Raw genomic sequence first — 25,608 nt, 5'->3', positions numbered from 1 at the left:
GAGGTCTTCCCATGATCAACGTGACCAATCGTACCAATATTAACATGCGGTTTTGTTCGTTCAAACTTGCTCTTCGCCATTGCTATTAATCTCTTGTTTTATTCCCTATTTTTGTTAGCACCTAGGGTCAGTCCTGCAAAAATGAGTCTGACCAGACTGTAAACAGCCCAATAACCACAACTCTTAGAGGCAAAACCCCACCCCATCTATAAATGGAATATCCTCCATCATACCTATTTGCCCAATCATCAACAACCATTTGGAGCGGGTAGCGGGAATCGAACCCGCATATTCAGCTTGGAAGGCTGCTGCTCTACCATTGAGCTATACCCGCATGAACCCACGTACTAACTCTCCTTCGATGAATGGTGGAGGGGGTTGGATTCGAACCAACGTAGCATACGCAACGGATTTACAGTCCGCCCCCTTTAACCACTCGGGCACCCCTCCATTACACCGATAAAGTCACGCAATGAGACATCACGACAACCATCTTGAATACCCATTCAATTCAATCTGATTGCGAAGTGGTTATGACGATTACTATTGTATCTGTCAACAGAATAAATACAATTCTGTACAAATTTCCTGCTCATAATTTTAAATCATAGATTTTTTCTCTCTATTTTTCTTATTAACACGCTATAAAGAAGCTATGAAAGAAAAAACATCACAAAATTCTCATTATGCTCGTTTGCGTCGCCGATATCGCGATACAAAAGGCTCTCCTTCTCGATCTTTTACACACCCAAAGAAGAAAGCTGCTTCTTTACAGCAAGGGATCATCTATCTTTATGGCATTCATTCTGTTCAGGCTGCTTTAGAAAACCCAAAAAGAATTTTAAAATGTCTTTACGTTACACAAAATGCCTTAAAACGATTAAATATATCCGAATCAGATTATCCTTGCTCTGTTACATTATGCACCCCCAAATATCTTGATTCGCTTGTTGGAAGTGAGGCTGTTCATCAAGGTATTGTTCTGGAAACTCTCCCCCTCAAACCATGCAAACTGTCGGAACTAACCAATACTGATCTGGTCATTGTCATGGATCAAATTACTGATCCACATAATGTTGGCGCTATTATGCGCTCTGCAGTTGCATTGAAAGCTAAAGCACTTATTACAACTTGCCGTCACTCTCCCCACGAAAGCGGTGTTCTTGCGAAAGCAGCATCTGGAGCTCTGGAAATGATTCATTATATTACCGTACGAAACCTCGCTGAAGCTCTTCAAGAACTTCATCAAACAGGTTTTACAAGCTTTGGTCTCGATTCAGAAGGTGACCAACCTCTAGAAACAGCATTAACAGGGAATAAAATTGCTCTTGTTTTAGGAGCAGAAGGTAAAGGTTTACGTAAAAAAACACGCGAAACCGTTTGCGCTTTAACACGCCTTGATATGCCTGGAAATATTAAGTCATTAAATGTTTCAAATGCAGCAACAATAGCACTTTATGTGGCACATCAATATCTTAGATCCTAGTTTTTAATTTTTTGTGAAACATCAAAAAAACCAACCAACAAAAAACCCGCAAAAAAACCGCCAATATGAGCTTCCCATGCTATTGAGATGCCATTTTCTTCAAACAAAATAGAAGAAATACCTATGATAAAATCAGTCGCTAGCCATACACTCATATAAACAAGCACCCCCTTAGAACACAGAGCTTTTTTGACAGACAATAAAGGTCCCAAAAGTTTTTCGTTCTGCGCATTGACAGCTAGATTCCCACTAGGAAAACCGTAACGTGCAATAGCACCCATCATTCCAGATACGGCACCTGACGCCCCAATAAGTGATATGGTACTTTCTTGATGAAATGTAAAATAAGTCAAAACAGAAATAACTGCCGTTAACACCCAAAAAATTAAAAAACGTAAAACACCAAAATGCCTTGCTAAAGGAGAGCCAAAAACCAAAAGCCAAACCATATTAAGAGCAACATGTTTAAAACTACTATGCATAAATGAATAACTCACCATGGTATAACAAAATGCTACAGGATCCCTCTTAAACAATGCTGGTATAAATGAAAAAAACTCAAGGCTTTCAACATAAAACTGATGAGAAAAAAAATACTGAGAAATGCAATAAAGACAAAAACAAAATGCTATCAAAACAACTATAATAAATGGAACATTCAATAAGGGTTCTTTAGGTTGTTTCGGCAATCGGGAAACATCATTATGGTGGTGACTAGAAACTTTCATTGTATAAAATCTCGTATTTTTCAGAAAATGGGTTATTCTTTATACAAAATAAATATACCACTCCCAGTGATGCAAAATCTTTTTAACGCCTCTTCGAGGCCCCTTTTAAAATTTTCAATAGCTCTACATGAAAACACGTGTATTTTATACAAAAGATTTTAAAAAGCACGGATACCAAGAATATGATTTACAAACTTAATGGTATCCTGCTTACTTAAATGTGAAGTTGTCATGCAATATACAAGGACTTACGAATAGACAAACTCACTTATGAGTGTGGTATATAATAAAAATATATAAACATTGTTTTCTTACTAGAAATATATTGATCACTGCATTTTTTAACCAAGCTATACTTCGATTGATAAACTTTAAATAATCTTAAATCTCAATTTTTCCATTAATAGAGATTGCATTGCTTCTACTCTTTGAATAAAAAACGACATCTCTATGAGAAAAGAACTACCAACACAGGCGTTCTCTAGATATACTGATTGGTGTTTCATGATGAATTACTTACTTGATAGTCTGTTTCCCTCATAAATGCAAAAGCGTCAGTTCATCTCTTTAACAAATATAAACAAGCCTTTCATTTCAACCTTTTACAGATATAATTCAAGAACTGTCTCTTATGAAACACTGAAAAAATATGTTTATTCTAATGATGCATCTTTGAATTTAAACAGTTCATGACGGAGTTTTTTATTCCTTTCTTAGACAGTCTTATTTACACATCCGTCACTTTTAACGCGCAAGAGAATAGTTTGGATCAATTCAATATAAAAAATTTTAAATGAGGTAATCATAGGAATTTGAACCTCCTATTAAGTTGTAAAATGATAAATAACCATTATAAATCAATGTATTATAAATAGATAATACACTAATCATTGAAGAGGAAGATCTTGAGAATTCTGCTTGCAATCCTTTAACCATACATCATAAATAGGATGCTCAACAGCGTTCAAACCAGGACTATCTGCAAACATCCATCCTGTAAAAATACGCCGTATTTTTTTATCTAATGTCACTTCATTGACTTCAACAAAACCTGTTGTACGCGTGGGTTCATCTTTAGAGCTCGTATAACACGCACGTGGAGTTACCTGTAATGCACCGTACTGATAAATTTTACCAAGAGTAACTTCAAAACGTGTAGTCCGCCCCGTGATTTTGTCAAGACCCGCAAAAACAGCAATTCCATTGCTAATACGTTCAGCCCGCACTCCACTATTTAAGGATAAAAACACTAAAATTCCCATTAAAAAAATATAAAAAAAATGCCTCACCCCTAACAATAAAAAAAATCTCATCATATCAAAATCAATCGCACCTTAAAAAAATAATTCTTTTCATAACATAGAGTCAAATAAGACAAAAATACACACGCACATTAAAACATGTTATTTTTTAGGTGACCACGCATCATAATCTTCATGCACACAAGAACGCTCTCCATTGGAGGTGATAGCCCCCTTTGGTCGATAGTCCTCACTTGTTCCTGTCATATTTGCAACATGAGGCTTTTCCCATTCATAAGGATGATAATCCTCCTGTGTTGGTGGACACTCACAGCGATGATGAATCCAGCCGTGCCAACCTGGTGGAATAGTAGAGGCCTCAGAATAGTCTTTATAGATAACCCAACGGTGCGGATAACCATCCTTATGAAGTCCTCCTTCATAATATATATTTCCAAATTGATCTTCCCCTATCCGCTTACCTTTGCGCCATGTGAAAAAACGCGTACCAATGGTATTGCCATTCCACCATGTGAAGATTTGCTTAAAAAAACGAGCCATCTGCTATTCCATTCATTTAGTGCGCTCATGAAATTAATCGTTGGAATAAAATTATTAACGATTGAAATTATCGAAAAAGTTACTCGTAAATTCAACTACAATTCCAATTGATAGGTTAACGTGCTATCCTTTAATTTCAAGAAGATATCATATGTATGGCTTCTTCTCCACCCCATAAAAATTTAATCTATGCCAAGTTTCATCTTAACCAATTCATTAACAGCTTGGGGATTTGCCTTACCACCTGTTGCTTTCATTACCTGTCCAACAAACCAACCAGCTAAAGCAGGTTTGTGCTTTGCTTGCGCAACTTTATCAGAATTATTAGCAACGATCTCATCAACAGCTCTTTCAATAGCCTTTGTATCCGTTACCTGCTTCATATTTCGCTCTTCTACAATTTGGCGTGCATCACCCCCCTCATTCCAAATAATCTCAAAAAGATCTTTGGCAATTTTTCCAGAAATAACTCCTTCTTTTATGAGATCAATAATACTTCCCAATTGATTTGGCGATACTGGGGACTCTTCAATCTCACGATTATCTTTATTTAAAGCCCCTAAAAGGTCGTTAATCACCCAATTGGCAACTATTTTTCCATCACGCCCACGCGCTACCTCTTCAAAATAATCAGCAATAGCCTTTTCTGTCACAAGAATGGAAGCATCATACACTGTCAATCCCATTTCCTTAATAAAACGTGCTTTTATAGCGTCAGGCAATTCTGGTAAGTCTGCTGCCAAAGCATCCACAAATGCTTGATCAAATTCTAATGGTAAAAGATCAGGGTCAGGAAAATAACGATAGTCATGCGCTTCTTCCTTTGAGCGCATAGAACGCGTTTCACCTTTAGCGGCATCAAAAAGCCGAGTCTCTTGATCTATGACGCCTCCATCTTCTAAAATTGCGATCTGACGACGCGCTTCATACTCAATTGCTTGACCAATAAAGCGAATAGAATTAACATTTTTAATTTCACAGCGCGTTCCAAAATCTTCACCAGGACGACGAACAGATACATTGACATCTGCACGCATAGAACCTTCATCCATATTGCCATCGCAAGTGCCCAAATAACGAACAATCGTACGCAATTTTGTCATATAGGCTTTGGCTTCATCTGATGAGCGCATATCAGGTTTGGAAACAATTTCCATAAGAGCAACACCAGAACGATTAAGATCTACAAAAGACATCGTTGGATGTTGATCGTGCATCGATTTTCCAGCATCCTGTTCAAGATGCAACCTCTCAATTCCCACTTCAATATCCTCAAATTGGCCATTCGAATCTGGACCAACAGATATGATAATCTTTCCCTCTCCCACAATGGGATAGCGAAATTGAGAAATCTGATACCCCTGCGGTAAATCTGGATAAAAATAATTTTTGCGATCAAAAACAGACTTTAAATTAATATGCGCCTTTAATCCTAACCCCGTTCGAACCGCTTGACGAACACATTCTTGATTAAGAACAGGCAACATACCTGGCATGGCTGCATCAATAAGTGATACATGATTGTTCGGCTCTGCACCAAATTTTGTTGATGCTCCTGAAAAAAGTTTTGAATTTGATATGATTTGCGCATGAACTTCCATGCCAATGATGACTTCCCAATCACCTGTAACTCCAGAAATAAAACGCTTAGAATCAGGAGTACGCGTATCAATGATGCTCATTGCCAATCCACTACCAATATTTAAAATATACTCATGGCTTATCTAAAACCATTCTCTCAGTGTAACCCCAGAACATAAATCTTACAACACAAGCCCGTTTCTATCGGGCTTGTGTTGTTTGCATAAATATTAAGCTTTTTTAGGAGCCTTTTTCTTAGCTGGTTTTTTCTCTGTAGACGTTTCTTTCACTGCAGACTTTTTCTTTGCCGGCTTTTCTTCAGGAACATCTGATTCGTCATATTCTTTCATCAACTCTTCAACCGTCACTTCTTTATCTGTGACTTTTATCTGTGCTAATAAATGATCAATGACCTTTTCTTCAAAAATCGGAGCACGTAGATTTTCAACAGCTTCCGGAGTCCTACGGAAAAAATCCATAATCTCTTTCTCTTGTCCAGGATACTGGCGAACCTGATCAAAAACGGCTGCTTTTAGCTCATCCTCACTAACTTTAACACCAACCTTCATTCCAATTTCAGAAAGCACCAAACCAAGACGAACACGACGCTGCGCAAGGACACGATATTCCTCCCGTGCCTTTTCTTCTGTAATACCTTCATCTTCAAAACTGCGCCCAGCCTTTTTCAAATCATCATTAACCTGAGCCCATATATTGTTAAACTCAACTTCTAAAAGTTCTTCAGGAATCTCAAAATTATAATCAGCATCTAAAGCATCAAGAATTTGACGCTTAACTTTTTGACGTGTCACTGAACCATATTGGCTTTCAATCTGCCCACGAACGACCTCACGTAAGCGATCTAGAGACTCTAAACCAACTTTTTGCGCTGCTTCATCATCAATTTTTAATTCATCTGGTTTAAAGACAGCTTTGATAGTAATGTCAAACTCTGCTTCCCGTCCCGCCAAATGTGCCGCACTGTAATTATCTGGAAATTTAACAAAAATCGTTTTTGCATCCCCAGCTTTCACACCAACCAATTGCTCTTCAAAACTAGGAATAAATTGTTTTGACCCAAGAATCAGTTGTGCATCACTATCTGCCCCACCTTCAAATGGAACGCCTTCAAGCTTACCTTGATAATCTATGGTAATACGATCACCTTCTTCAGAATTCCCCTCTTTTAGGGAATAATTACGCGTAGAAGAAAGGACGCGTTTGACTTGATCATCAATATCCTGTTCAGGAACAGTTGCAATTTCACGGATAACCGTAATGTGTTCAAAATCTTTAATGTCAATTTTTGGTAAAACTTCATACTTTAAACTAAAAGTAAAATCAGCTTTGCCATCTAGAATTTTTTCATCTTCATCTATATCAATTTTTGGCTGCATCGCTGCACGTTCATTGCGGTCTGCTAAAATAGAACGGGGTGCATCACTGAGTATCTCATTGAGAATCTCCGCCATAAAGGATTTACCATACATTTTTCGCAAATGCCCACTAGGCACTTTACCGAGACGAAAACCATTAAGCTTGATTTTTCCCTTGGTATCATCCAATCGTTCATTCAACTTTTCTTCTAAATCTTTCGCTGGAACCACGATCTTAATTTCGCGCTTCAGTCCTTCATTAAGCGTCTCGGTAACCTGCATTAAACACCTTCATTTTTCTAAGGAGAGGGATCAACCCACTCTAATAATCATTACATTCTAACACTTCGAGTGTTACATTTACCATGAAGCGGAATTTCAGACACGTAGAAATCCGTAGCACCTAAGGGATTGCTTTGGTGCGGATGGAGGGACTCGAACCCCCACGGTCTCCCGCCAGAACCTAAATCTGGTGCGTCTACCAATTTCGCCACATCCGCTCAAACTTACAAGCTAATAACCTTATACAAGCGGCGTTTCTATACCATTAATTACAGAAAAAAAGCAAACAAATATATTAAAAAAAACAAAATCTATGCTTTTCATACATAACTGCTTACGCTAAAAGTCAATTATGTTAAAGACATTTGATATCCCAATTCATATCATCGGTGGCGGTCTTGCGGGGTGTGAAGCGAGCTGGCAAATCGCTCAATCAGGAATTCCTGTTGTTTTGCATGAAATGCGACCCGAAAAAAAATCAGATGCCCATAAAACCGATAAATTGGCAGAACTGGTTTGTTCAAATTCGTTTCGTTGCGATGATTCATTAACAAATGCCGTAGGGCTTTTACATGCTGAAATGCGATTAGCAAAATCGTTAATTATGAAAGCTGCTGATGCCAACAAAGTTCCCGCAGGGAGTGCTCTTGCTGTTGACCGTGATGGATTTTCAAAAACCGTTACGACAGCACTCGAAAACCACCCCCTTATAACAATCAAACGTGAAGAAGTTCAAGAAATTCCTAAAGCTTGGAAACATGTTGTCATTGCAACGGGCCCCCTTACATCGCCTGCACTTGCTCAAAAATTACAAGCAATAACCGGTATAAAAGCTCTTTCTTTTTTTGATGCGATTGCACCTATTATCCATACCGACAGTATTGATATCAACATTTGTTGGTATCAATCTCGCTATGATAAAATTGGTCCTGAGGGAACAGGAAAAGATTATCTTAATTGTCCTCTCAACAAAGAACAATATGAAACATTCGTTGAAGCGTTAAAAAATGCTGAAAAAACAGAGTTTCGTGACTTTGAAAAAACGCCCTATTTTGATGGATGCCTCCCCATTGAAATTATGGCTGAGCGCGGACTTGAAACGTTAAGACATGGTCCTATGAAACCTATGGGCTTAACTAATGCCCATAACCCTACAGTTAAACCCTATGCTGTCGTTCAATTACGCCAAGATAATAAACTTGGAACGCTTTATAATATGGTCGGCTTTCAAACAAAACTGAAATATGGTGAACAAATTCGTATTTTTAGAATGATTCCCGGTCTTGAAAAAGCAGAGTTTGCGCGTCTTGGTGGTCTTCACCGCAATACCTACCTCAACTCGCCAATTATTCTTGATCAAACCCTTCGTTTAAAACAAAAAAGACAACTACGCTTTGCAGGGCAAATTACCGGATGTGAAGGTTATGTAGAATCAGCGGCAATAGGGCTTCTTGCTGGACGTTTTGCTGCTGCCGAATATCATCATATTTCCCCTTGCCTCCCCCCACAAACTACAGCATTCGGAGCCCTTTTGAATCATATTACGGGGGGACACATCATAGATGAAAAAGCAGAAACACAGTCTTTTCAGCCAATGAATATCAATTTCGGACTTTTTCCCCCTATTGCTTCTATTAAACATTCAGGGAAACGCTTACCAAGTAAAGAAAAAAAATTAGTAAAAAAACAAGCCATAACAGCGAGAGCTCTCAATGATTGTACTCAGTGGTTAGCAGATAAAGAATCAAAGAGCTCCTGTTTATAAAAAACATACGATTCGCCTCTCACCTACTGAATAGATCTTTATGACTCTCGTGAAAAAATCATTCTAAAGCCTTTTAAAGACTGTCTCCTCCAATCAATAAATACTACCTACATTTCATCATTTATTCAATTATGTAGGTGCTGTGAAATAACTTTTGGCTATAAAAAACCTTTACCGCTATCAAAAATTTAATATGATTTAATGACTAAAAAAATAATCATATAAATATATTATGAATAATCAAAAAAATAGATGAAAAATACACACGTAATACTGTACTATCTTTATTAATAGTTTTTATATTACGTAATGTATATTATTTTATAAGAGTAATTTTTCTGTTTTGTAACTTCCTCCCTCAAAATTTGTGATGTTCTCTCATTTTAACTCTTGTATGATGAAGGAAAAATACTCGCTTGCATATCACAAGTGAAATAAAGATATGGAAAAAATATTTGTAGGATAGAGCTGGAGCTATCTCTCCCCTCTCAAATGCCAAGAAAAATCACAATATTGAAAACCAAATCTGAATATCAAAAGATTCTTTCATTTCAGGCTCTCTAATAAATCAATAAAATTATCCTCTTGGTGTGTCACAAGAAAGGTTGGCGTATAAGAGTAAAAGAATAAAACTATCCCTTATGCACTCGTCTCAGATATCTGGGGCTAGTCGCAACATTATAGGAACTGAGAAAATAGATAGCACGGTGGCACCAACATGCACTTTTATTAAGCGTAAATGGTGATATATAATAACTTTTATGGACTTTACAGAGTTTTCCGCCTCATATTATTTACGGATCTTGTTTTGAAATAAATACCGTAACACTTCAGCGTAATAAAAGTTAATATTACATTTTATAAGCCATACCCGTGCTCAATTAATACAGTGCAATATTTTTTGAAAATACTAAAAACAATATATTTTAAGCAATACATGAAAATAAAAAGTATCGCAAAGATCTCAAAGTTTTATATGAAAAATGCGCATAACACATGTGTAAAAAAAACCCGCTTATAAATAAATCGGGTTTTTTTAATGTAGCTTAAATTATTTTTTATTAACTGCTTCTTTAAGGCTTTTTCCTGCAGAAAATTTGGGTACAGAACGTGCTGGAATATCGATTTCAGCACCAGTTGAAGGATTACGCCCCTTTGTTGCAGCACGATGAGAAACTTCAAAAGTGCCAAAACCTGGAAGACGAACATCTCCCCCTGAAGCTAAAGCTTCTGTTACAGAAGCCATAAAAGCATCAACAACAGCACCAGCTTGCGCTTTCGAAACACCTGCCTTTTCAGCAACGGAGCTAACCAATTCACTTTTATTCATAAAATATTTCCTTTCCCTATATTACCTGAACATGACTTAATCATGTTATTGGTCAGTTTATTGAAAAGTACAGCAAACAGAAGTCTTATTTTTATCCAAAACATTGTTTTTTTAGCAATAATCACAGTTATTCACGGAATTTTTCACTTTTTCCAACAAAAAACAAAATAATAACCTCAACAACGCCTTCTGCCACCTAAAAAATGCCGTTATAAATGAGATAAGTGAATCAGTGCGCAATCTGTATTCCGTCACTATCACTGCTCTCTGACCGGATTGGGACAGCCACTGTAGAGGGTTCTTTCCATTCAATAGTATCTGGAAAACGAACCAAAGCGTGTTTCAAAACTTCACTCACATGATTTACCGGAATAATTTCCATATTATTTTTGACATCATCAGGAATATCAACCAAATCTTTTGCATTTTCTTCAGGAATAAGTACTTTTTTTATCCCTCCTCGAAGAGCTGCTAAGAGTTTTTCTTTTAATCCACCAATGGGTAAAACGCGTCCACGTAAAGTAATTTCACCAGTCATTGCAATATCTTTATGCACAGCTACTCCTGTAAGGACCGAAACAATTGCTGTCACCATTGCAATCCCAGCCGATGGGCCATCTTTTGGTGTCGCACCCTCTGGAACATGAACATGGATATCGCGTTTTTCAAAAAGTGGAGGTTCAATACCAAAATCAACAGCACGAGAACGTACATAAGATGCTGCCGCTGAAATGGACTCTTTCATAATATCACGTAAATTTCCAGTTACAGTCATCTTCCCTTTGCCGGGCATCATAACTCCTTCAATGGTCAATAACTCTCCACCGACTTCTGTCCACGCAAGACCTGTTACAACACCAACTTGATTTTCTCCTTCAATCTGATTGTAATGATAACGTTTAACACCCAAGAAATCATGAATATTACTTTCTGTAACTTTTACAGATTTTTGATGTGTTTTGAGAATTTTTGTAACGGATTTGCGGGAAATTTTCATGAGTTCACGTTCAAGGTTACGAACGCCTGCCTCACGTGTATAAAACTGAATAATTGACCTTAGTGCTCCATCAGAAATACTGAGTTCTTTTTTAGACAAACAGTGATCTTTTAGTGCCTTTGGTAAAAGATGCTGTTTAACAATTTCCATTTTCTCACATTCAGTATAACCAGCGATACGAATAATTTCCATACGATCCATTAACGGACCTGGAATATTAAGCGTATTGGCAGTTGTGATAAACATGACATCAGAAAGATCATATTCAACTTCCAAATAGTGATCAATGAATGTACCATTTTGTTCAGGATCAAGAACTTCTAATAAAGCGGATGAAGGATCACCACGAAAATCTTGGCCCATTTTATCAATTTCATCAAGCAAGAAAAGCGGATTAGATTTTTTTGCTTTTTTCATAGACTGGATAATTTTTCCAGGCATCGATCCAATATATGTTCGGCGATGTCCACGAATTTCTGCTTCATCTCGGACACCTCCCAATGAGATACGAACATACTCACGTCCCGTTGCCTTTGCAATAGAGCGCGCTAATGATGTTTTCCCTACACCTGGAGGACCTAACAAACAAATAATGGGACCTTTTATCTTTGACGCGCGACTTTGTACGGCCAAATATTCAATAATTCGCTCCTTAACTTTTTCAAGACCAAAATGTTCATTATTCATGACCTTTTCAGCAAAATCTAAATTGTTTTTAATCTTAGATTTTTTACCCCAAGGCATTGCTAATAACCAATCAAGATAGTTACGTACAACTGTCGCTTCTGCAGACATAGGAGACATATTCCGTAATTTTCTCAATTCTGCTCCAGCTTTTTCCTGCGCTTCCTTGGATAGTTTTGTATTCTTGATACGTTCTTCTAATTCAGAGAGTTCATCTCGGCTATCATCACCTGCTCCTAACTCTTTTTGAATAGCCTTCATCTGCTCATTGAGATAATATTCTCGTTGGTTTTTTTCCATTTGCCGTTTAACATGCGAACGAATACGTTTTTCAACCTGCAAAACAGAAATTTCTCCTTCCATGAAGGACAAAACACGTTCAAGACGGGCCCGCACAGGTAAGAGCTCTAATATTTCTTGCTTTTCTGCAAGTTTAATCATCAAATGAGAAGCAATCGTATCGGCAAGCTTAGAAGGATTATCAAGCTGGCCAATCGCATTCACAACTTCAGGAGAGATTTTTTTATTAAGCTTTACATAGTTTTCAAAATAAGCAATCACTGACCTTGAAAGAGCTTCAATCTCAACATCACTCTCTCTAGGTTCTTCTGTAACAGTTGCAAAAGCCTGATGATAACCTTCACTTAAAGCAAATTGACTAATTTTTGCACGTGCAGTTCCTTCAACCAAAACCTTTACAGTACCATCAGGAAGCTTTAAAAGTTGAAGAATATTAGCAAATGTACCAATATGATAAATATCCTCTGATTTTGGATCGTCATCAGAAGCATTTTTTTGTGTCACCAATAGTATTTGCTTATCAACCGCCATCGTTTCTTCAAGAGCACGAATTGATTTTTCGCGGCCCACAAAAAGTGGAACAATCATATGGGGGAAGACAACAATATCACGAAGAGGTAAAACAGCATAAACCCCATCTCTTACTTCATCTGTCTTTTCATCAATATATTGCATAACTCTCCTTTCTGGAGCCTATGAGCTACCTACAACAACCAGCTCACCTTTAGAAAACCTCAGCTCTTCACTGTACATGAAGTGGTAATTACTCATACATAAATCAAGCATTATAATGATATTATTAGAAACACCCATCAAATACCATTCATTACCACCTTTTATATTGTGCATCGCACAATGTCATGCTGATACATTTTCTTTATCTTCTGCACGTTCTGAGTAAATATAAAGAGGACGCGCTTTCCCATCAACGACATCACTCGAAATAACCACTTTTTGAACGCCTTCAAGAGCCGGTAGCTCAAACATCGTCTCAAGAAGGATCTTCTCCATAATTGAACGCAAACCACGAGCACCAGTTTTACGTTCAATTGCTTTCTTTGCAATAACACGTAAAGCATCTTCATGAAATGCTAACTCGACATTCTCCATTTCAAAAAGACGCTGATATTGCTTTACTAACGCATTTTTAGGTTGTGATAAAATTTGCATGAGGGCGTTAACATCTAAATCCTCTAAGGTAGCGACTATAGGAAGGCGTCCAATAAATTCTGGTATTAAACCAAATTTTATAAGATCTTCAGGCTCTAAATCACGAAAAATTTCACCGACACAACGCTCATCAGGAGCCTTAACGGTCGCAGAAAAACCAATAGAAGTTTTTTCACCACGCCCTGAAATAATCCGTTCTAAACCTGCAAAAGCTCCCCCACAAATGAATAAGATGTTTGTGGTGTCAACCTGAAGAAACTCTTGTTGCGGATGCTTACGTCCACCTTGAGGAGGAACAGAAGCAATCGTTCCTTCCATAATTTTTAATAACGCTTGCTGAACTCCTTCCCCCGAAACATCTCTTGTAATAGAAGGATTATCTGCTTTACGAGAAATCTTATCAACCTCATCGATATAAACTATACCACGCTGTGCACGTTCAACATTATAATCTGCTGCTTGAAGGAGCTTAAGAATAATATTTTCAACATCTTCCCCCACATAACCTGCTTCAGTCAAAGTGGTCGCATCCGCCATCGTAAAAGGTACATCAATAATACGTGCTAATGTTTGTGCGAGATAAGTTTTACCGCAGCCCGTTGGACCAACAAGAAGAATATTTGATTTTGCCAACTCAATATCATTGCTTTTAGACTGATGCGCCAACCGTTTATAATGATTATGCACAGCAACAGAAAGAACACGCTTCGCATGCTGCTGACCAATAACATAATCATCAAGAACTGTTATAATTTCCTGTGGCGTAGGAACACCATCACGCACCTTAACCCCAGAAGACTTATTTTCTTCCCGAATAATATCCATGCAAAGCTCTACACATTCATCACAGATAAATACAGTAGGCCCCGCAATGAGCTTACGCACCTCATGCTGACTCTTGCCGCAGAACGAGCAATAGAGAGTATTTTTTGATTCGTTCCCGCTATTGCTAATTTTGCTCATTTTTCTTTCCTTTCACCACGATATATGAACACTTTGCCTTTTCAAAGGAAGCTTTTCATCATGAAAACTAAAAGACATATAGAAAACCATGCATGTCTCAATATTTTTAGGTGTTTCTCTTATTTTGCGATATTTTTTATAAAACTCTTTGATTTAAAGTAGCTGTTTTTTCTATAAAAATTCTTAATCTTTTTCTTCTTTTTCAGTTTCTGCACGATATTGTATAACATCATCAACTAAGCCAAACGCTTTGGCTTCTTCTGCTGTCATAAAATGATCGCGATCGAGAGTTCTCTCTATAACCTCATAATCTTGACCCGTATGTTGGACATAAATTTCATTTAAACGCCGTTTCATCTTTATAATATCCTGCGCATGTCGCTCAATATCTGAAGCTTGACCTTGAAAACCTCCAGATGGTTGATGCACCATAATACGTGCGTTTGGCAATGTAAAACGATGACCTTTTGCTCCAGCTGTTAACAATAAAGACCCCATAGATGCCGCTTGCCCCATGCAAAGCGTAGAAACAGGAGGGCGAATAAACTGCATAGTATCATAAATAGCCATACCAGATGTTACGACACCACCTGGAGAATTAATATAAAGACTAATTTCTTTTTTAGGATTTTCCGCTTCCAAGAAAAGCAATTGTGCACAAACAAGCATTGCCATACCATCTTCAACAGGACCATTAATAAAAATAATCCGCTCCTTTAAAAGACGGGAAAAAATATCATAGGCCCGCTCACCACGATTGGTTTGTTCAATAACCATAGGAACAAGGCTTAATGCTGTTTTCATTGGATCACTCATATTTTTACTTTCCGTTCATATAACAACCGCTCTTTACACATTCAATGTTTTTATCCATATGCTAACATTACTCTCTTGTGCAAGCTACAATCAAGAGATGTATAAGATAGATTAAAATCTCAATAGTTAAAATAGCAATAATAACTCTACCTAAACAAATGATGAACATCAGGAATGCGAGATACCGCCCAATGGTAAAAACTTCCTTCCTGAGGTCTTTTCGTGGTCTTTGTCTTTCTGTGAATATGAAAGCCTATCAAGCGTGAATCTGTAAGCGGCTTTACGCCAAAAGCTGGTTCAAAAATACATTCAGTTTTTCGACCAGTCCAATAATTAAAAGTTTCCTTTTCCCTTGCTTCATGAAAAAAAACATATCGTTTTGCTAATCGTGAAATACCATCATTGCCAAATATTGTAACGCCAAGATTTCCCGGTAAAATCGGCATTTTTTTCCTCTTTAACCAGAACGATCTCCAAACACGACGCTTAAACCCAAGCCAATGAGGAATAATTTCTGTGCCTGCCCAATAATCTTCAAATATTTTTATAACAGGGTTATTGGGTGGAAAATAAAGTGCAGAAACGCCTACTCTTGTATTATTTTCTCTTGCCAACCAAACCTTATCGGCATCTGGATGAAATTGTTTAACAAGGTAAACATCTGTATCTAACCAAACACCTTGTTGATATTTCATCAGCATAACACGAAAAAAATCCGAGAACTGAACAATTGTACACCCTAGTTTATAATCAGAAAAATCGGGATCAAGGCGATAAATTGCTGAGCGTGGTAAAATTGATTCGGCTTCATGCAGCTCAACACCAGCAGGGAGATTATCTATTTTTTTATCATAACTAAAAAGCTTAACACGCTGTCCAGTTTTAACCATTGAAGACAAACAAAGCCTATCCACCAATCTTAATTATCCACTATACCAAAAAGTACAAATATCCATAGATAATACATCAAAAATATTCTAAACTTACGCGAAAGAGTTGTTCAACATCACGAACTCTATCAGCAAGAGCAAAAATCACTATTCTATCACCAGACAAAATACGCGTATCTGCCGAAAGCTGTATTATTGTCTTATTGCGATAAATTGCACCAATTCTCAAACCATCTGATAAATTGAGCTCTGATAATGACTTACCAACTAATGAAGATGTTTGCATCACTTCAGCTTCAATAATTTCTGCTCGGCCATTAAAAACTGAATGAACAGAACGAATACGCCCACGGCGCATTTGTTGCAAAATTCTCGATATTGTAACGCTATGGGGATTAAGATATGCATCCACACCAACAGCACGACTAAATTCTTGATAGGCAACATTATTAATCAATACCATATTGGCTTTGCAGCCCAATCTTTTAGCAATAATAGCGCTTAAGAGATTAACCTGATCTTGATTGGTCAATGTAATCATTAAATCGGACTGATCAATTCCCGCATCTTGAAGAATCACTGGATCTAACACGTTACCGTATAAGACTGTCGTTTTTTCAAGCTGATCAGCAATTGTAAGAGCTCTTTCTCTATGCGATTCTATAATCTTCAATTTTAATTTATGGAAACGCTTTTCAATCGCCTGTGCAACATAAAGGCCAATGTGACCACCCCCTGCAATAATCATGCGGTGTGCATCTTGTTCTTTATGACCAAAAAGCCCAACAGCACGACGCATCTGTTCACGAGAAACAACAAGATAGGTTATATCACCAACGCGTAATTGCGTTTCTGAATGTGCAACCAATAATTCCGCGCCACGTTTAATAGCGGTAACCGTCGTATGAAGATCTGGAAAAAGCTCTGTTAATTGACGCAAAGGTGTATTAATAACTGGACAATCTTCCATACATTCCAAGGCTAACGCAACAATATCATCATTACAAAAATAAAGAACATCTATTGCACCAGGTAAAGCAATACGGCGCAAAACCATTTCCCCAACTTCAACTTCTGGCGAAATAACCACATCAATGGGAATATTCTCTCTGGAAAAAAGCGTCTTATAACGTGGCTCTAAATAAGATTGTGAGCGAATACGAGCAATTTTTGTGGGCACATTAAATAATGAATGTGCTACTTGGCAAGCTACCATATTGACTTCATCAAACAAAGTAACAGCAATCAACATATCAGCTTTGTCTGCATCTGCTGCCAAAAGAACTTCAGGCCGTGAACCGTGACCAACAAAACCTCTCACATCCAATGTATCGCGAATCTTTTCAATTAATCTCGTTTCGATATCAATAACAGTAACATCATGATTTTCAGCAGCAAGACGCTCTGCTATCCCATAACCAACCTGTCCTGCTCCGCAAATAATAACACGCATCGCTTAAGAAACTCCAAGCGCTTTAAGTTTACGGTGCAAAGCTGAACGCTCCATGCCTATAAATTCAGCAGTACGTGATATATTTCCACCCAAACGCCCAATCTGCGCCACTAAATATCTCTTTTCAAACAATTCTCGAGCTTCACGTAACGGCAAATCCATTATACTTTCATCTGAATCCATTTGAAGGCGTGGCAAAGAATCACTTACTTCACTGGGAAGAAAGTCCGCTGTTATAGGACCATCACCATCCCGCACGAGAATAAGAAGACGCTCAATATTATTACGTAATTGCCGCACATTACCCGGCCAAGCGTGCGTTTGCAAAATAGCAATCACATCATCACTGATTGCACGCGGTTTAATCCCAACCTGCTGTGATATTGTTTTTACAAAATGATGTACAAGTTCTGGAATATCTTCACGACGCGCTGAAAGGGGCGGAACAACAATAGGAACAACGGAAAGACGGTGAAAAAGATCCTCCCTAAAGCGCCCATCAGAAATGAGGTTTTCAAGATTTTGCGCTGTCGAAGAAATGATACGGACATCCACCTTAACACGTTTTGTGCCGCCAATTCTCTCAAATGTTTGCCCCGTTAAAACCCGAAGAATCTTCCCTTGAGTCTCACGCGGCATGTCAGCAATTTCATCAAGATATAAGATACCACCATGAGCTTCCTCTAAGGCACCGATTTTACGCTCTCTTCCCTCCATTTCGCTGCCAAACAGCTCTATTTCCATTCTTTCCGGAGTAATCGTTGCAGCATTTATTGTAACAAATGGCCCATTCGAACGCGTTGAAAGCGCATGAATAGTTCGTGCAACAGTCTCTTTTCCTGCCCCTGAAGGCCCTGTTATCATGATGCGACTATTGGTTGGTGCTACTTTTTCTATGATTTGACGCAAATTTTTTATAACTGTCGATTTTCCGAGCAACTCTAATGTCTCGTTCGAACGCTTTCGTAATTCTAAAAGCTCACGTTTTAAATTTGAATTTTCAAGTGTTCTCTCTGCAACCAATACAAGTCTATCAGCTTTAAAAGGTTTTTCAATGAAATCATATGCCCCTCGCTTTATAGCGGAAACAGCCGTCTCAATATTACCATGACCAGAGATCATAACGACCGGAAGAGCCGGATATTGTGTTTTAATTTCATCAAGCAGTGCTAAACCATCGAGACGACTACCCTGTAGCCAAATATCCAAAAAAATGAGCTTTGGAATACGCTCACTAATTTGAGCCAATGCTTCATCAGAGTTACAAGCAACGCGCGTTTCATAACCTTCATCCTCTAAAATACCAGCAACAAGCTCACGAATATCTGCTTCATCATCAACAATCAAGATATCTGATACCATACTATTCCCCTATCTTATGATTTATGGCTTGTATAATATTACCCTGCTTACCCCCATCCGCAGGAAATATCAAACGGATCATCGCACCACGACCTTCATAAAAACTCTCCGGTGCATCATGAAGCTCCATGAAACCACCGTGATCTTCAATAACTTTGCGCACAATGGCTAACCCCAGTCCTGTTCCTTTTTCCCGCGTTGTTATATAGGGTTCTAATAACTTTTGTCTTTGCTCTTTAGGAAGTCCTTTCCCGTTATCAACAACATCCACAACCACCCATTCTTTCTGTCGATAAGAACGGACAAGAATATGACCGTGAATATTTTCCTCTCGCATAACTGAATCTATGGATTCGCTCGCGTTTTTGATAACATTGCAGAAAGCCTGTACAATGAGACGGTTATCAAATGCACCCATAAGTGGTAGAGTTCCTAAATCTTGCTCAAAATGAATATCATGTCGCGTCACCTCTATCAAGAAACATGCTTCGCGCAACAATTCTCGTATATCTAAAATATGCATTTTGGGTTTGGGCATACGTGCAAAAGAGGAAAACTCATCAACCATACGCCCAATATCTCCAACCTGCCGAATAATTGTGTCAATACACCGCTCAAAAACCTCTCTATCTTGTGTAATAGCTTTGTTATAACGTTTACGAATGCGTTCAGCGGATAACTGAATAGGTGTAAGAGGATTTTTAATTTCGTGCGCAATACGCCGCGCAATATCCGCCCACGCCGCTGTACGTTGCGCTGCAACAAGGTCAGTAATATCATCAATTGTTAGAACCCAAGATTGCCCCTGTCCATCATCCTCCTCCATCGTAACTTGAACATTACAGACACGCTCTTTTCCTGCAACGTTTAAAGTGACCTGTTCACGATGGTTTTTACGATCTAATGAACGCACAAACTGAAAAACCTGCCAAATTTCAGCGCTTAAAGATAAAAGACTTTGTCCAACAACGTGCTCAGAGCGAATATCAAACATCGCTTCAATAGACCGATTGATAATGGTGATATCACCATTATCATCTATACCTGCTACTCCCGCTGTTACACCCGATAACACAGCTTCAGAAAAACGCCGTCTTTCATCAATTTGATCACGCACTGCAATCAACTCATTACGCCGACTTTTCAATTCACTGACCATGTAATTAAAAGTTTTGGATAATTGCCCAATATCTCCATCTTTTGCTCGTACTGGCACGAAAATTTCCATATTTCCAGAAGCAACATCATCGGCAGCACTAATGAGAAGACGAATAGGACGCACTAAACGATCAGCAACAGCAATAGCAGCCCAAATAGCTGATAAGAATAAACTAAAAAAAAGACACAAATAAAGCATACCAAATGCAATCTGTGTCAGCAGGCGATTTTCATTTAAATCACGATAACGATCTGTATTAACTTCTGTCAAACGCAAAGCAGATAAAACACCTTTATCAACGTCACGCACCAAATATAAAAATGTGTTTGGAATGTTGGTAAATTTTAAAATAATACCAAAATAATCATGAACGCCTGGTTGAAAAGAAAAAGGTCTCGCACTGGTTGCACGTTCAATAAGATGAGAAGGAGGAATTGGCAGTTTATCTTCATCACCAAGAGCACTCGATACAAAAATAGCTCCGCTAGAACTTAACAAAAATGCACCACGCAAATTGCGTCCTATAGCATGACGCGTCAATTGCATCCTATATTCAGCTGGATTACGTTCTAAGAGTTTTTTGTTATCAAGTGCAAATGCCATCGCGTAGGATAAATTTTTTAAATTTTGAAGCATTTCATCTGCATAAGCATTTGCTAAATCAATAGAAGAGCCCACAATTTGCCGCGTTGTTGTATCAAACCATCGATCAAGTCCCAAATTTAGTGCTGGACCCGATACAAGAGCTACAGCAACAGCTGGCATTGTCGCAACAAGTGCAAACAATGAAATAAGGCGCACATGAAGACGCGATCCTGCACGCCTTGAACGCCAAGCACGAATGATCGGAATCATCTCATAAAAAACGATGACAATAAGCCCTAAAACCCAAAAACTATTAATTCCTATAAGAATAAGGGTTACTGTTCTACTGGGAACAACAGGAGTTAATCCAATAAGAATAATAAACGAAACAGAGGCCGTAAGTAAAGCCAATACAATAATTGTAATCCCTAAAAAAATATATACCTTACTTAAACGATACAACTCATCGTTATAAGTATTTTTATCTATGTCTTGAAGATTCGTCACAGATGTTATATTCGTCATGAGCTTACATACCCTTATCCCATTATTCTCATATAACCTTTTGTAGCAAAAATTGACAATACTAATACTACATTTAAAATAGGGCAAATATAGTCAATGAGGAAAAGCTTCTATATTTTGCAAAATATCTTTAAAATAGACTGTGTTCGACGATACTTTACGAAGGAAATGAGATGCGATTAACAAAACAAACAAATTATGCTCTTCGAATGCTCATGTATTGTGCAGATAATCAGGGAACTCTCAGTCGTGTTCCAGAAATTGCTAAAGCATATGCCGTTTCAGAACTTTTTTTATTTAAAATCCTTCAGCTGCTTGTTCAAGCAGGTTTTATACAAACAGTGCGTGGACGCAATGGTGGAGTTAGATTGGCTAAACCCGCAGCAGAGATTTCAGTCGCTGATGTTGTGAAAGTAACAGAAGACAACTTTTCCCTAGCAGAATGTTTCGATACTGCAGAACCAACTTGCCCCTTGTTTGATTTTTGTGGTTTAAATACCGCACTTCAAAAAGCATTAAATGCTTTTTTTGAGGTGTTGTCCATGATATCCCTTGCTGATCTACAACAACCATCCTTTCAAAATCATTTTAAAATTAATGACAAAAAAGCAAACTAAGATTATAACACAAGGAGAGTAAATATTTCTATTGCAGCAATAATATTAGCCGCTGGACGGGGTGAAAGAGCAGGATCTCCCCATAAAATTCCAAAACAATATCGGCTTCTAGGACAAAAGCCAGTTATTTATCATACCGTGCATTGTTTTTTGCAGCATCCAGCTATCACAACAATTATCCTTGTTATTCATCCAGAAGATCGTCAAATCTGTGAACAAGCTATTGGCGATTTTAAAGAGCGCCTTATTATCGTTGAAGGAGGCAATACACGTCAAATCTCTACCTTACATGGACTTCAGGCACTTAAAAAATTTTCCCCCCAATATGTGCATATTCATGATGGTGCACGCCCTTTTATTGAAAACAAGCTTTTTAATAACATTCACAACACTATCACGCCTCAAGAAGGTGTTCTTCCTGTTCTGCCCATCTCTGATACCCTTAAACGTATAAATAATCAGCATGTTTTAGAAACAATTCCCCGTACCCATCTTTATAGTGCACAAACTCCACAGTGTTTTCCCTTTGAACATATCTTAGCGGCCCATAAACAAGCAAAACAAGCTTGCAAACAAGAATTCACTGACGATTCTGCAATTGCCGAATGGTTTGGAATTCCTATGCGTACCGTTCCTGGGGATCCTAACAACATAAAAATTACATGGCATGAAGATTTTAATACTGCACATTTATATCTCCAAAAGAAAATGCAAATGTTTCCTGATATCCGTACCGGCAATGGTTATGATGTTCACTCTTTTGAAGATGGTGATTTTCTTATATTATGTGGTATAAAAATCCCTTTTCATAAAAAATTAAATGGACACTCCGATGCGGATGTTGCTCTTCATGCATTAACAGATGCCCTTCTTGCAACTCAAGGTGCTGGAGATATCGGTACACATTTTCCTCCCTCTGATCCTCAATGGAAAAATGTATCATCAGAAATTTTTCTCCGTCATGCTCTCGATATTATAAAACAAGCAGATGGTCGTATCGCCAATGTTGATATCACAATTATCGCTGAAAATCCTAAAATTGGTCCCTATCGTCATGCTATGACAGAAAATCTTATGACAATACTTGCAATGACACCTGATCGAATCTCTATCAAAGCAACAACAAATGAAAAGCTTGGATTTATTGGTCGTGGTGAGGGAATTGCTGCTCTTGCAACAGCGAGCGTTCTTTATTCAGGAGAAATTCCCCAATGACATATCTTTGTGAAAAACAAGCACATGAAGTCCTTAATACCTTTCGCCAAAAAGGTTTACTGTTAACAACTGTAGAGTCTTGTACAGGGGGACTCATTGCTGCAAGCCTCACAAATATTGCAGGATCGTCAGATGTTCTCGATTGTGGATTTGTTGTTTATTCAAATGAATCCAAAACACGCCTTGTTGGCGTTTGTGCTGAACTTATAAGAACCTATGGTGCCGTTTCAAAAGAAGTTGCTCTTGCAATGGCTGAGGGTGGATTAAAACATTCACAAGCTGACATTGCAGTTTCTGTAACAGGGATTGCTGGTCCAGGAGGTGCAAGTCTTGATAAACCTGTAGGACTTGTGCATTGCGCAGTTGCTTATAAAAATCACCCCCCCCTGCACAAAGAAATGCACTTTGCTCATCTTAATCGCAATGCTATCCGCCATGCAACTGTTGAAAATGTTTTTAAAATGATTCTGGAATTACTTCACTGAATTCCCCATACTAATTTCAAAATTCTCTATTCCACATTGAGTCTATAGTCGCCCACAACTTGAAAATGAAAGACCTGAATAGCGTAAAGTTATCTCACTTCAGCCCTGTGTAGGTTGAATTAATCAAATTTATTCACTTGCACGCCACAAGAGAAAAAAACTGTAGTAAATAAAATGATTAAAGAAAAGGACACTTGTACCTCTCTCTCAAGTGCTAAGAGCTGGCGCAACATCTTGAGAGATGGCAAATAAATGGTGCAGGCTGACTTGTTCATAAACGTACAGATGTGGAGTTTATATGCTTTTACGAAGGATCTATACTATTTATTATGAGCACTATTATGAAATGGGTATGACGCAAGCATGTTCTATTTGGGTGTTCTGTTTAACGGATGTGCATCTATTTAAAAAGAGAGAAACAAAAGAGTGAAGCTGTACATCATCTTCATCATTTAAAATGATGTTCCTTCAATATGCTTTTGAAAGCTGAATTAAAAACAAATAGTAAAGATGGAAACCGGTTTTCACCTTCACGCTGTTATAAGCAATACGTATTGTTAAAAAATAACAGAATAGACTATGTTACCGTAGAGCCATAAATCTGATGCGCACGCTTCTCAAAAGCCTCGGTAAATTTACGAAACGCAATATCAAACATTGAGCCCATCACTAATCCAAGCGTTTTACTTTTAAATTCATAATCAATAAAAAACTCTACATTACATGCATTGGTATTTTCAATATCATGAAAGGCCCAACGATTTTCAAGATATTTGAATGGACCATCAATATATTTAACTTCTATAAGACTTTTTTCCGGCTGAAGAAATACTTGAGTCGTAAAAGTTTCACGAATAATCTTATAGCCAACGGTCATATCCGCAAGAAGCAATATTTTTTTTCCATATTCTTTTCGAGAACGTATTATTAAAGACTCACACATTGGTAAAAATTCAGGATAACGCTCAATATCTGAAACCAGATCAAACATTTCACTGGCACTATGGGTGATCTGCCGATGTATTGTAAAAATCGGCATAATTATCTCTGTAAGGAAAATTTTTCATCACGCGCTTTTTGCAAAATGGCAAAATCATCTCCAGCGTGATGAGATGAACGCGTCAGAGGATTGGAAGCCATATGTAAAAATCCTTTTACTTTACCAATCTTGGCAAAAGACTCAAATTCTTCAGGAGGCACAAAACGAACAACTGGATGATGTTTTCGTGTAGGCTGCAAATATTGTCCAATTGTCATAAAGTCAACATCAGCAGCGCGCAAATCATCCATCAATTGCAAAATCTCATTTCGCTCCTCCCCAAGGCCAACCATAATTCCCGATTTTGTAAAAATTGTTGGATCAAGTTCTTTAACGCGTTGTAATAAACGAATTGAATGAAAATAACGCGCCCCTGGACGGACCTTCAAATATTTAGAAGGAACTGTTTCTAAGTTATGATTAAAAACATCAGGCTTAGCAGCAACAACAACTTCTAAAGCGCCATCCTTATGACGAAAATCAGGTGTAAGAACTTCAATTGTTGTTTTAGGAGTTTTTTGACGAATCGCATAAATAACTTTTGCAAAATGCTCAGCGCCACCATCAGCAAGATCATCACGATCAACAGATGTAATGACAACATGTTTTAATTCCATCCGTGCAACAGCATCGGCGACACGTTCTGGCTCATTATCATCAACGGCAAGTGGAATACCTGTTGCAACGTTACAAAAAGCACAAGCACGCGTACATATTTCACCTAAAATCATAAAGCTAGCATGCCTCTGGCTCCAACATTCGCCAATATTAGGGCAACCAGCTTCTTCGCATACAGTCACTAACTTATGCGTACGTACAATACCATGTGTTTCCTTATAAATTGGTGATGTTGGCGCTTTTACACGAATCCAATCTGGCTTTTTTTGAACGCTTGTATCAGGACGATGTGCCTTTTCAGGATGACGCAAACGTCTATTTGTAACTCTATCAACAACCGTAACCATTTAAGCCTTTGCCTTATAAATACGAAGTAACAA

General features: G+C 37.9%; 20 protein-coding genes, 3 tRNA genes and 1 pseudogene. 5 read left to right on the top strand and 19 right to left on the bottom strand.

What is annotated here, in order from left to right; all coding sequences use genetic code 11:
* The 3 genes and pseudogenes from ACFIK7_RS01185 to ACFIK7_RS01175 all read right to left on the bottom strand — a co-directional run.
* Positions 1–80: pseudogene (locus ACFIK7_RS01185) on the bottom strand (elongation factor Tu); the annotation flags it as partial.
* 180 nt (positions 81–260) lie between these two features.
* A tRNA-Gly gene (locus ACFIK7_RS01180) sits at positions 261–334 on the bottom strand.
* A gap of 32 nt (positions 335–366) precedes the next feature.
* A tRNA-Tyr gene (locus tag ACFIK7_RS01175) sits at positions 367–450 on the bottom strand.
* Positions 451–655: 205 nt separating this feature from the next.
* On the opposite strand from ACFIK7_RS01175, the gene ACFIK7_RS01170 reads away from it, so the two are divergent.
* Positions 656–1,486: an RNA methyltransferase gene (locus tag ACFIK7_RS01170; protein ID WP_273791163.1), complete on the top strand. Its 831-nt coding sequence runs from the start codon at positions 656–658 to the stop codon at positions 1,484–1,486.
* Here ACFIK7_RS01170 and ACFIK7_RS01165 read toward each other — a convergent pair.
* The 6 genes from ACFIK7_RS01165 to ACFIK7_RS01140 all read right to left on the bottom strand — a co-directional run bounded on the left by ACFIK7_RS01165 (position 1,483) and on the right by ACFIK7_RS01140 (position 7,473).
* The gene (locus ACFIK7_RS01165; RefSeq protein ID WP_375643067.1) at positions 1,483–2,214 is read right to left on the bottom strand and encodes a rhomboid family intramembrane serine protease; all 732 of its coding nucleotides are present in this window, start codon (positions 2,212–2,214) and stop codon (positions 1,483–1,485) included. The two genes, ACFIK7_RS01170 and ACFIK7_RS01165, sit on opposite strands and share 4 nt — an antisense overlap.
* An 887-nt stretch (positions 2,215–3,101) precedes the next feature.
* Positions 3,102–3,527 carry a DUF2155 domain-containing protein gene (locus tag ACFIK7_RS01160; protein WP_273791166.1) on the bottom strand — a complete coding sequence of 142 codons (426 nt, stop codon included), beginning with the start codon at positions 3,525–3,527 and terminating at the stop codon, positions 3,102–3,104.
* Between the two features lie 90 nt (positions 3,528–3,617).
* Entirely contained in the window at positions 3,618–4,016 is a 399-nt protein-coding gene (locus ACFIK7_RS01155; RefSeq protein ID WP_012755018.1) for an NADH:ubiquinone oxidoreductase subunit NDUFA12, read from the bottom strand.
* Positions 4,017–4,198: 182 nt separating this feature from the next.
* Positions 4,199–5,698: an Asp-tRNA(Asn)/Glu-tRNA(Gln) amidotransferase subunit GatB gene (gene gatB, locus ACFIK7_RS01150; RefSeq protein WP_273791161.1), complete on the bottom strand. Its 1,500-nt coding sequence runs from the start codon at positions 5,696–5,698 to the stop codon at positions 4,199–4,201.
* Between the two features lie 129 nt (positions 5,699–5,827).
* Entirely contained in the window at positions 5,828–7,255 is a 1,428-nt protein-coding gene (gene tig, locus ACFIK7_RS01145; RefSeq protein WP_375662777.1) for a trigger factor, read from the bottom strand.
* 135 nt (positions 7,256–7,390) lie between these two features.
* Positions 7,391–7,473: transfer RNA gene (locus tag ACFIK7_RS01140), tRNA-Leu, on the bottom strand.
* A 134-nt stretch (positions 7,474–7,607) separates the two neighbouring features.
* Here ACFIK7_RS01140 and trmFO point away from each other — a divergent pair.
* Positions 7,608–9,020 (top strand): methylenetetrahydrofolate--tRNA-(uracil(54)-C(5))-methyltransferase (FADH(2)-oxidizing) TrmFO, encoded by a 1,413-nt coding sequence (trmFO, locus tag ACFIK7_RS01135; RefSeq protein ID WP_273791159.1) that lies wholly within the window; start codon positions 7,608–7,610, stop codon positions 9,018–9,020.
* 1,051 nt (positions 9,021–10,071) lie between these two features.
* On the opposite strand, the gene ACFIK7_RS01130 is transcribed toward trmFO, so the two are convergent.
* The 8 genes from ACFIK7_RS01130 to ACFIK7_RS01095 all read right to left on the bottom strand — a co-directional run bounded on the left by ACFIK7_RS01130 (position 10,072) and on the right by ACFIK7_RS01095 (position 21,254).
* The gene (locus ACFIK7_RS01130; protein WP_273791158.1) at positions 10,072–10,350 is read right to left on the bottom strand and encodes an HU family DNA-binding protein; all 279 of its coding nucleotides are present in this window, start codon (positions 10,348–10,350) and stop codon (positions 10,072–10,074) included.
* Positions 10,351–10,579: 229 nt separating this feature from the next.
* Positions 10,580–13,006 carry an endopeptidase La gene (gene lon / locus ACFIK7_RS01125; RefSeq protein WP_273791157.1) on the bottom strand — a complete coding sequence of 809 codons (2,427 nt, stop codon included), beginning with the start codon at positions 13,004–13,006 and terminating at the stop codon, positions 10,580–10,582.
* Between the two features lie 183 nt (positions 13,007–13,189).
* Entirely contained in the window at positions 13,190–14,464 is a 1,275-nt protein-coding gene (gene clpX / locus ACFIK7_RS01120; protein WP_273723371.1) for an ATP-dependent Clp protease ATP-binding subunit ClpX, read from the bottom strand.
* A gap of 183 nt (positions 14,465–14,647) precedes the next feature.
* Positions 14,648–15,280, bottom strand: coding sequence for an ATP-dependent Clp endopeptidase proteolytic subunit ClpP (gene clpP / locus ACFIK7_RS01115; RefSeq protein ID WP_005773677.1), 633 nt, complete (start codon positions 15,278–15,280; stop codon positions 14,648–14,650).
* A gap of 146 nt (positions 15,281–15,426) precedes the next feature.
* Entirely contained in the window at positions 15,427–16,197 is a 771-nt protein-coding gene (locus tag ACFIK7_RS01110) for a hypothetical protein (protein ID WP_375662776.1), read from the bottom strand.
* Between the two features lie 49 nt (positions 16,198–16,246).
* Positions 16,247–17,623: a Trk system potassium transporter TrkA gene (trkA, locus tag ACFIK7_RS01105; RefSeq protein ID WP_273791154.1), complete on the bottom strand. Its 1,377-nt coding sequence runs from the start codon at positions 17,621–17,623 to the stop codon at positions 16,247–16,249.
* A gap of 3 nt (positions 17,624–17,626) precedes the next feature.
* Complete coding sequence (locus ACFIK7_RS01100) at positions 17,627–18,985, bottom strand: sigma-54 dependent transcriptional regulator (protein ID WP_273791153.1); 1,359 nt, start codon at positions 18,983–18,985, stop codon at positions 17,627–17,629.
* Between the two features lies 1 nt (position 18,986).
* Entirely contained in the window at positions 18,987–21,254 is a 2,268-nt protein-coding gene (locus ACFIK7_RS01095; RefSeq protein WP_273791152.1) for a PAS domain-containing sensor histidine kinase, read from the bottom strand.
* 173 nt (positions 21,255–21,427) lie between these two features.
* Here ACFIK7_RS01095 and rirA point away from each other — a divergent pair, with 173 nt between their 5' ends.
* Genes rirA through ACFIK7_RS01080 form a run of 3 tightly spaced genes read left to right on the top strand, consistent with a single transcriptional unit; the run spans position 21,428 to position 23,571 of the window.
* A complete protein-coding gene (rirA, locus tag ACFIK7_RS01090) occupies positions 21,428–21,871 on the top strand; it encodes an iron-responsive transcriptional regulator RirA (protein ID WP_375662775.1) in 444 nt (147 codons plus the stop codon).
* 24 nt (positions 21,872–21,895) lie between these two features.
* Complete coding sequence (locus ACFIK7_RS01085) at positions 21,896–23,086, top strand: bifunctional 2-C-methyl-D-erythritol 4-phosphate cytidylyltransferase/2-C-methyl-D-erythritol 2,4-cyclodiphosphate synthase (RefSeq protein ID WP_375662779.1); 1,191 nt, start codon at positions 21,896–21,898, stop codon at positions 23,084–23,086.
* A complete protein-coding gene (locus ACFIK7_RS01080; RefSeq protein ID WP_375631353.1) occupies positions 23,083–23,571 on the top strand; it encodes a CinA family protein in 489 nt (162 codons plus the stop codon). Before ACFIK7_RS01085 ends, ACFIK7_RS01080 begins: the two co-directional genes overlap by 4 nt.
* Positions 23,572–24,148: 577 nt before the next feature.
* Here the strand turns inward: ACFIK7_RS01080 and ACFIK7_RS01075 are convergent.
* A complete protein-coding gene (locus tag ACFIK7_RS01075; protein WP_273791149.1) occupies positions 24,149–24,610 on the bottom strand; it encodes a type II toxin-antitoxin system RatA family toxin in 462 nt (153 codons plus the stop codon).
* A gap of 2 nt (positions 24,611–24,612) precedes the next feature.
* Positions 24,613–25,575, bottom strand: coding sequence for a lipoyl synthase (lipA, locus tag ACFIK7_RS01070; RefSeq protein ID WP_273791148.1), 963 nt, complete (start codon positions 25,573–25,575; stop codon positions 24,613–24,615).
* Between the last annotated feature and the right edge of the window lie 33 nt (positions 25,576–25,608).

The sequence above is a fragment of the Bartonella sp. CL266QHHD genome (genome assembly GCF_042195355.1).
Taxonomy (GTDB): Bacteria; Pseudomonadota; Alphaproteobacteria; order Rhizobiales; family Rhizobiaceae; genus Bartonella.
Note: the sequence above shows the minus strand (reverse complement) of the source record. Positions and strands in the feature narration are given on the sequence as shown.

Excerpts from the sequence above, each read along its gene's own strand:
- ACFIK7_RS01170 (WP_273791163.1), top strand. The coding sequence starts at position 656 with ATGAAAGAAAAAACATCACAAAATTCTCATTATGCTCGTTTGCGTCGC.
- ACFIK7_RS01165 (WP_375643067.1), bottom strand. The coding sequence starts at position 2,214 with ATGAAAGTTTCTAGTCACCACCATAATGATGTTTCCCGATTGCCGAAA.
- ACFIK7_RS01160 (WP_273791166.1), bottom strand. The coding sequence starts at position 3,527 with ATGAGATTTTTTTTATTGTTAGGGGTGAGGCATTTTTTTTATATTTTT.
- ACFIK7_RS01155 (WP_012755018.1), bottom strand. The coding sequence starts at position 4,016 with ATGGCTCGTTTTTTTAAGCAAATCTTCACATGGTGGAATGGCAATACC.
- gatB (WP_273791161.1), bottom strand. The coding sequence starts at position 5,698 with ATGAGCATCATTGATACGCGTACTCCTGATTCTAAGCGTTTTATTTCT.
- tig (WP_375662777.1), bottom strand. The coding sequence starts at position 7,255 with ATGCAGGTTACCGAGACGCTTAATGAAGGACTGAAGCGCGAAATTAAG.
- trmFO (WP_273791159.1), top strand. The coding sequence starts at position 7,608 with ATGTTAAAGACATTTGATATCCCAATTCATATCATCGGTGGCGGTCTT.
- ACFIK7_RS01130 (WP_273791158.1), bottom strand. The coding sequence starts at position 10,350 with ATGAATAAAAGTGAATTGGTTAGCTCCGTTGCTGAAAAGGCAGGTGTT.
- lon (WP_273791157.1), bottom strand. The coding sequence starts at position 13,006 with ATGCAATATATTGATGAAAAGACAGATGAAGTAAGAGATGGGGTTTAT.
- clpX (WP_273723371.1), bottom strand. The coding sequence starts at position 14,464 with ATGAGCAAAATTAGCAATAGCGGGAACGAATCAAAAAATACTCTCTAT.
- clpP (WP_005773677.1), bottom strand. The coding sequence starts at position 15,280 with ATGAGTGATCCAATGAAAACAGCATTAAGCCTTGTTCCTATGGTTATT.
- trkA (WP_273791154.1), bottom strand. The coding sequence starts at position 17,623 with ATGCGTGTTATTATTTGCGGAGCAGGACAGGTTGGTTATGGGATAGCA.
- ACFIK7_RS01100 (WP_273791153.1), bottom strand. The coding sequence starts at position 18,985 with ATGGTATCAGATATCTTGATTGTTGATGATGAAGCAGATATTCGTGAG.
- ACFIK7_RS01095 (WP_273791152.1), bottom strand. The coding sequence starts at position 21,254 with ATGACGAATATAACATCTGTGACGAATCTTCAAGACATAGATAAAAAT.
- rirA (WP_375662775.1), top strand. The coding sequence starts at position 21,428 with ATGCGATTAACAAAACAAACAAATTATGCTCTTCGAATGCTCATGTAT.
- ACFIK7_RS01080 (WP_375631353.1), top strand. The coding sequence starts at position 23,083 with ATGACATATCTTTGTGAAAAACAAGCACATGAAGTCCTTAATACCTTT.
- ACFIK7_RS01075 (WP_273791149.1), bottom strand. The coding sequence starts at position 24,610 with ATGCCGATTTTTACAATACATCGGCAGATCACCCATAGTGCCAGTGAA.
- lipA (WP_273791148.1), bottom strand. The coding sequence starts at position 25,575 with ATGGTTACGGTTGTTGATAGAGTTACAAATAGACGTTTGCGTCATCCT.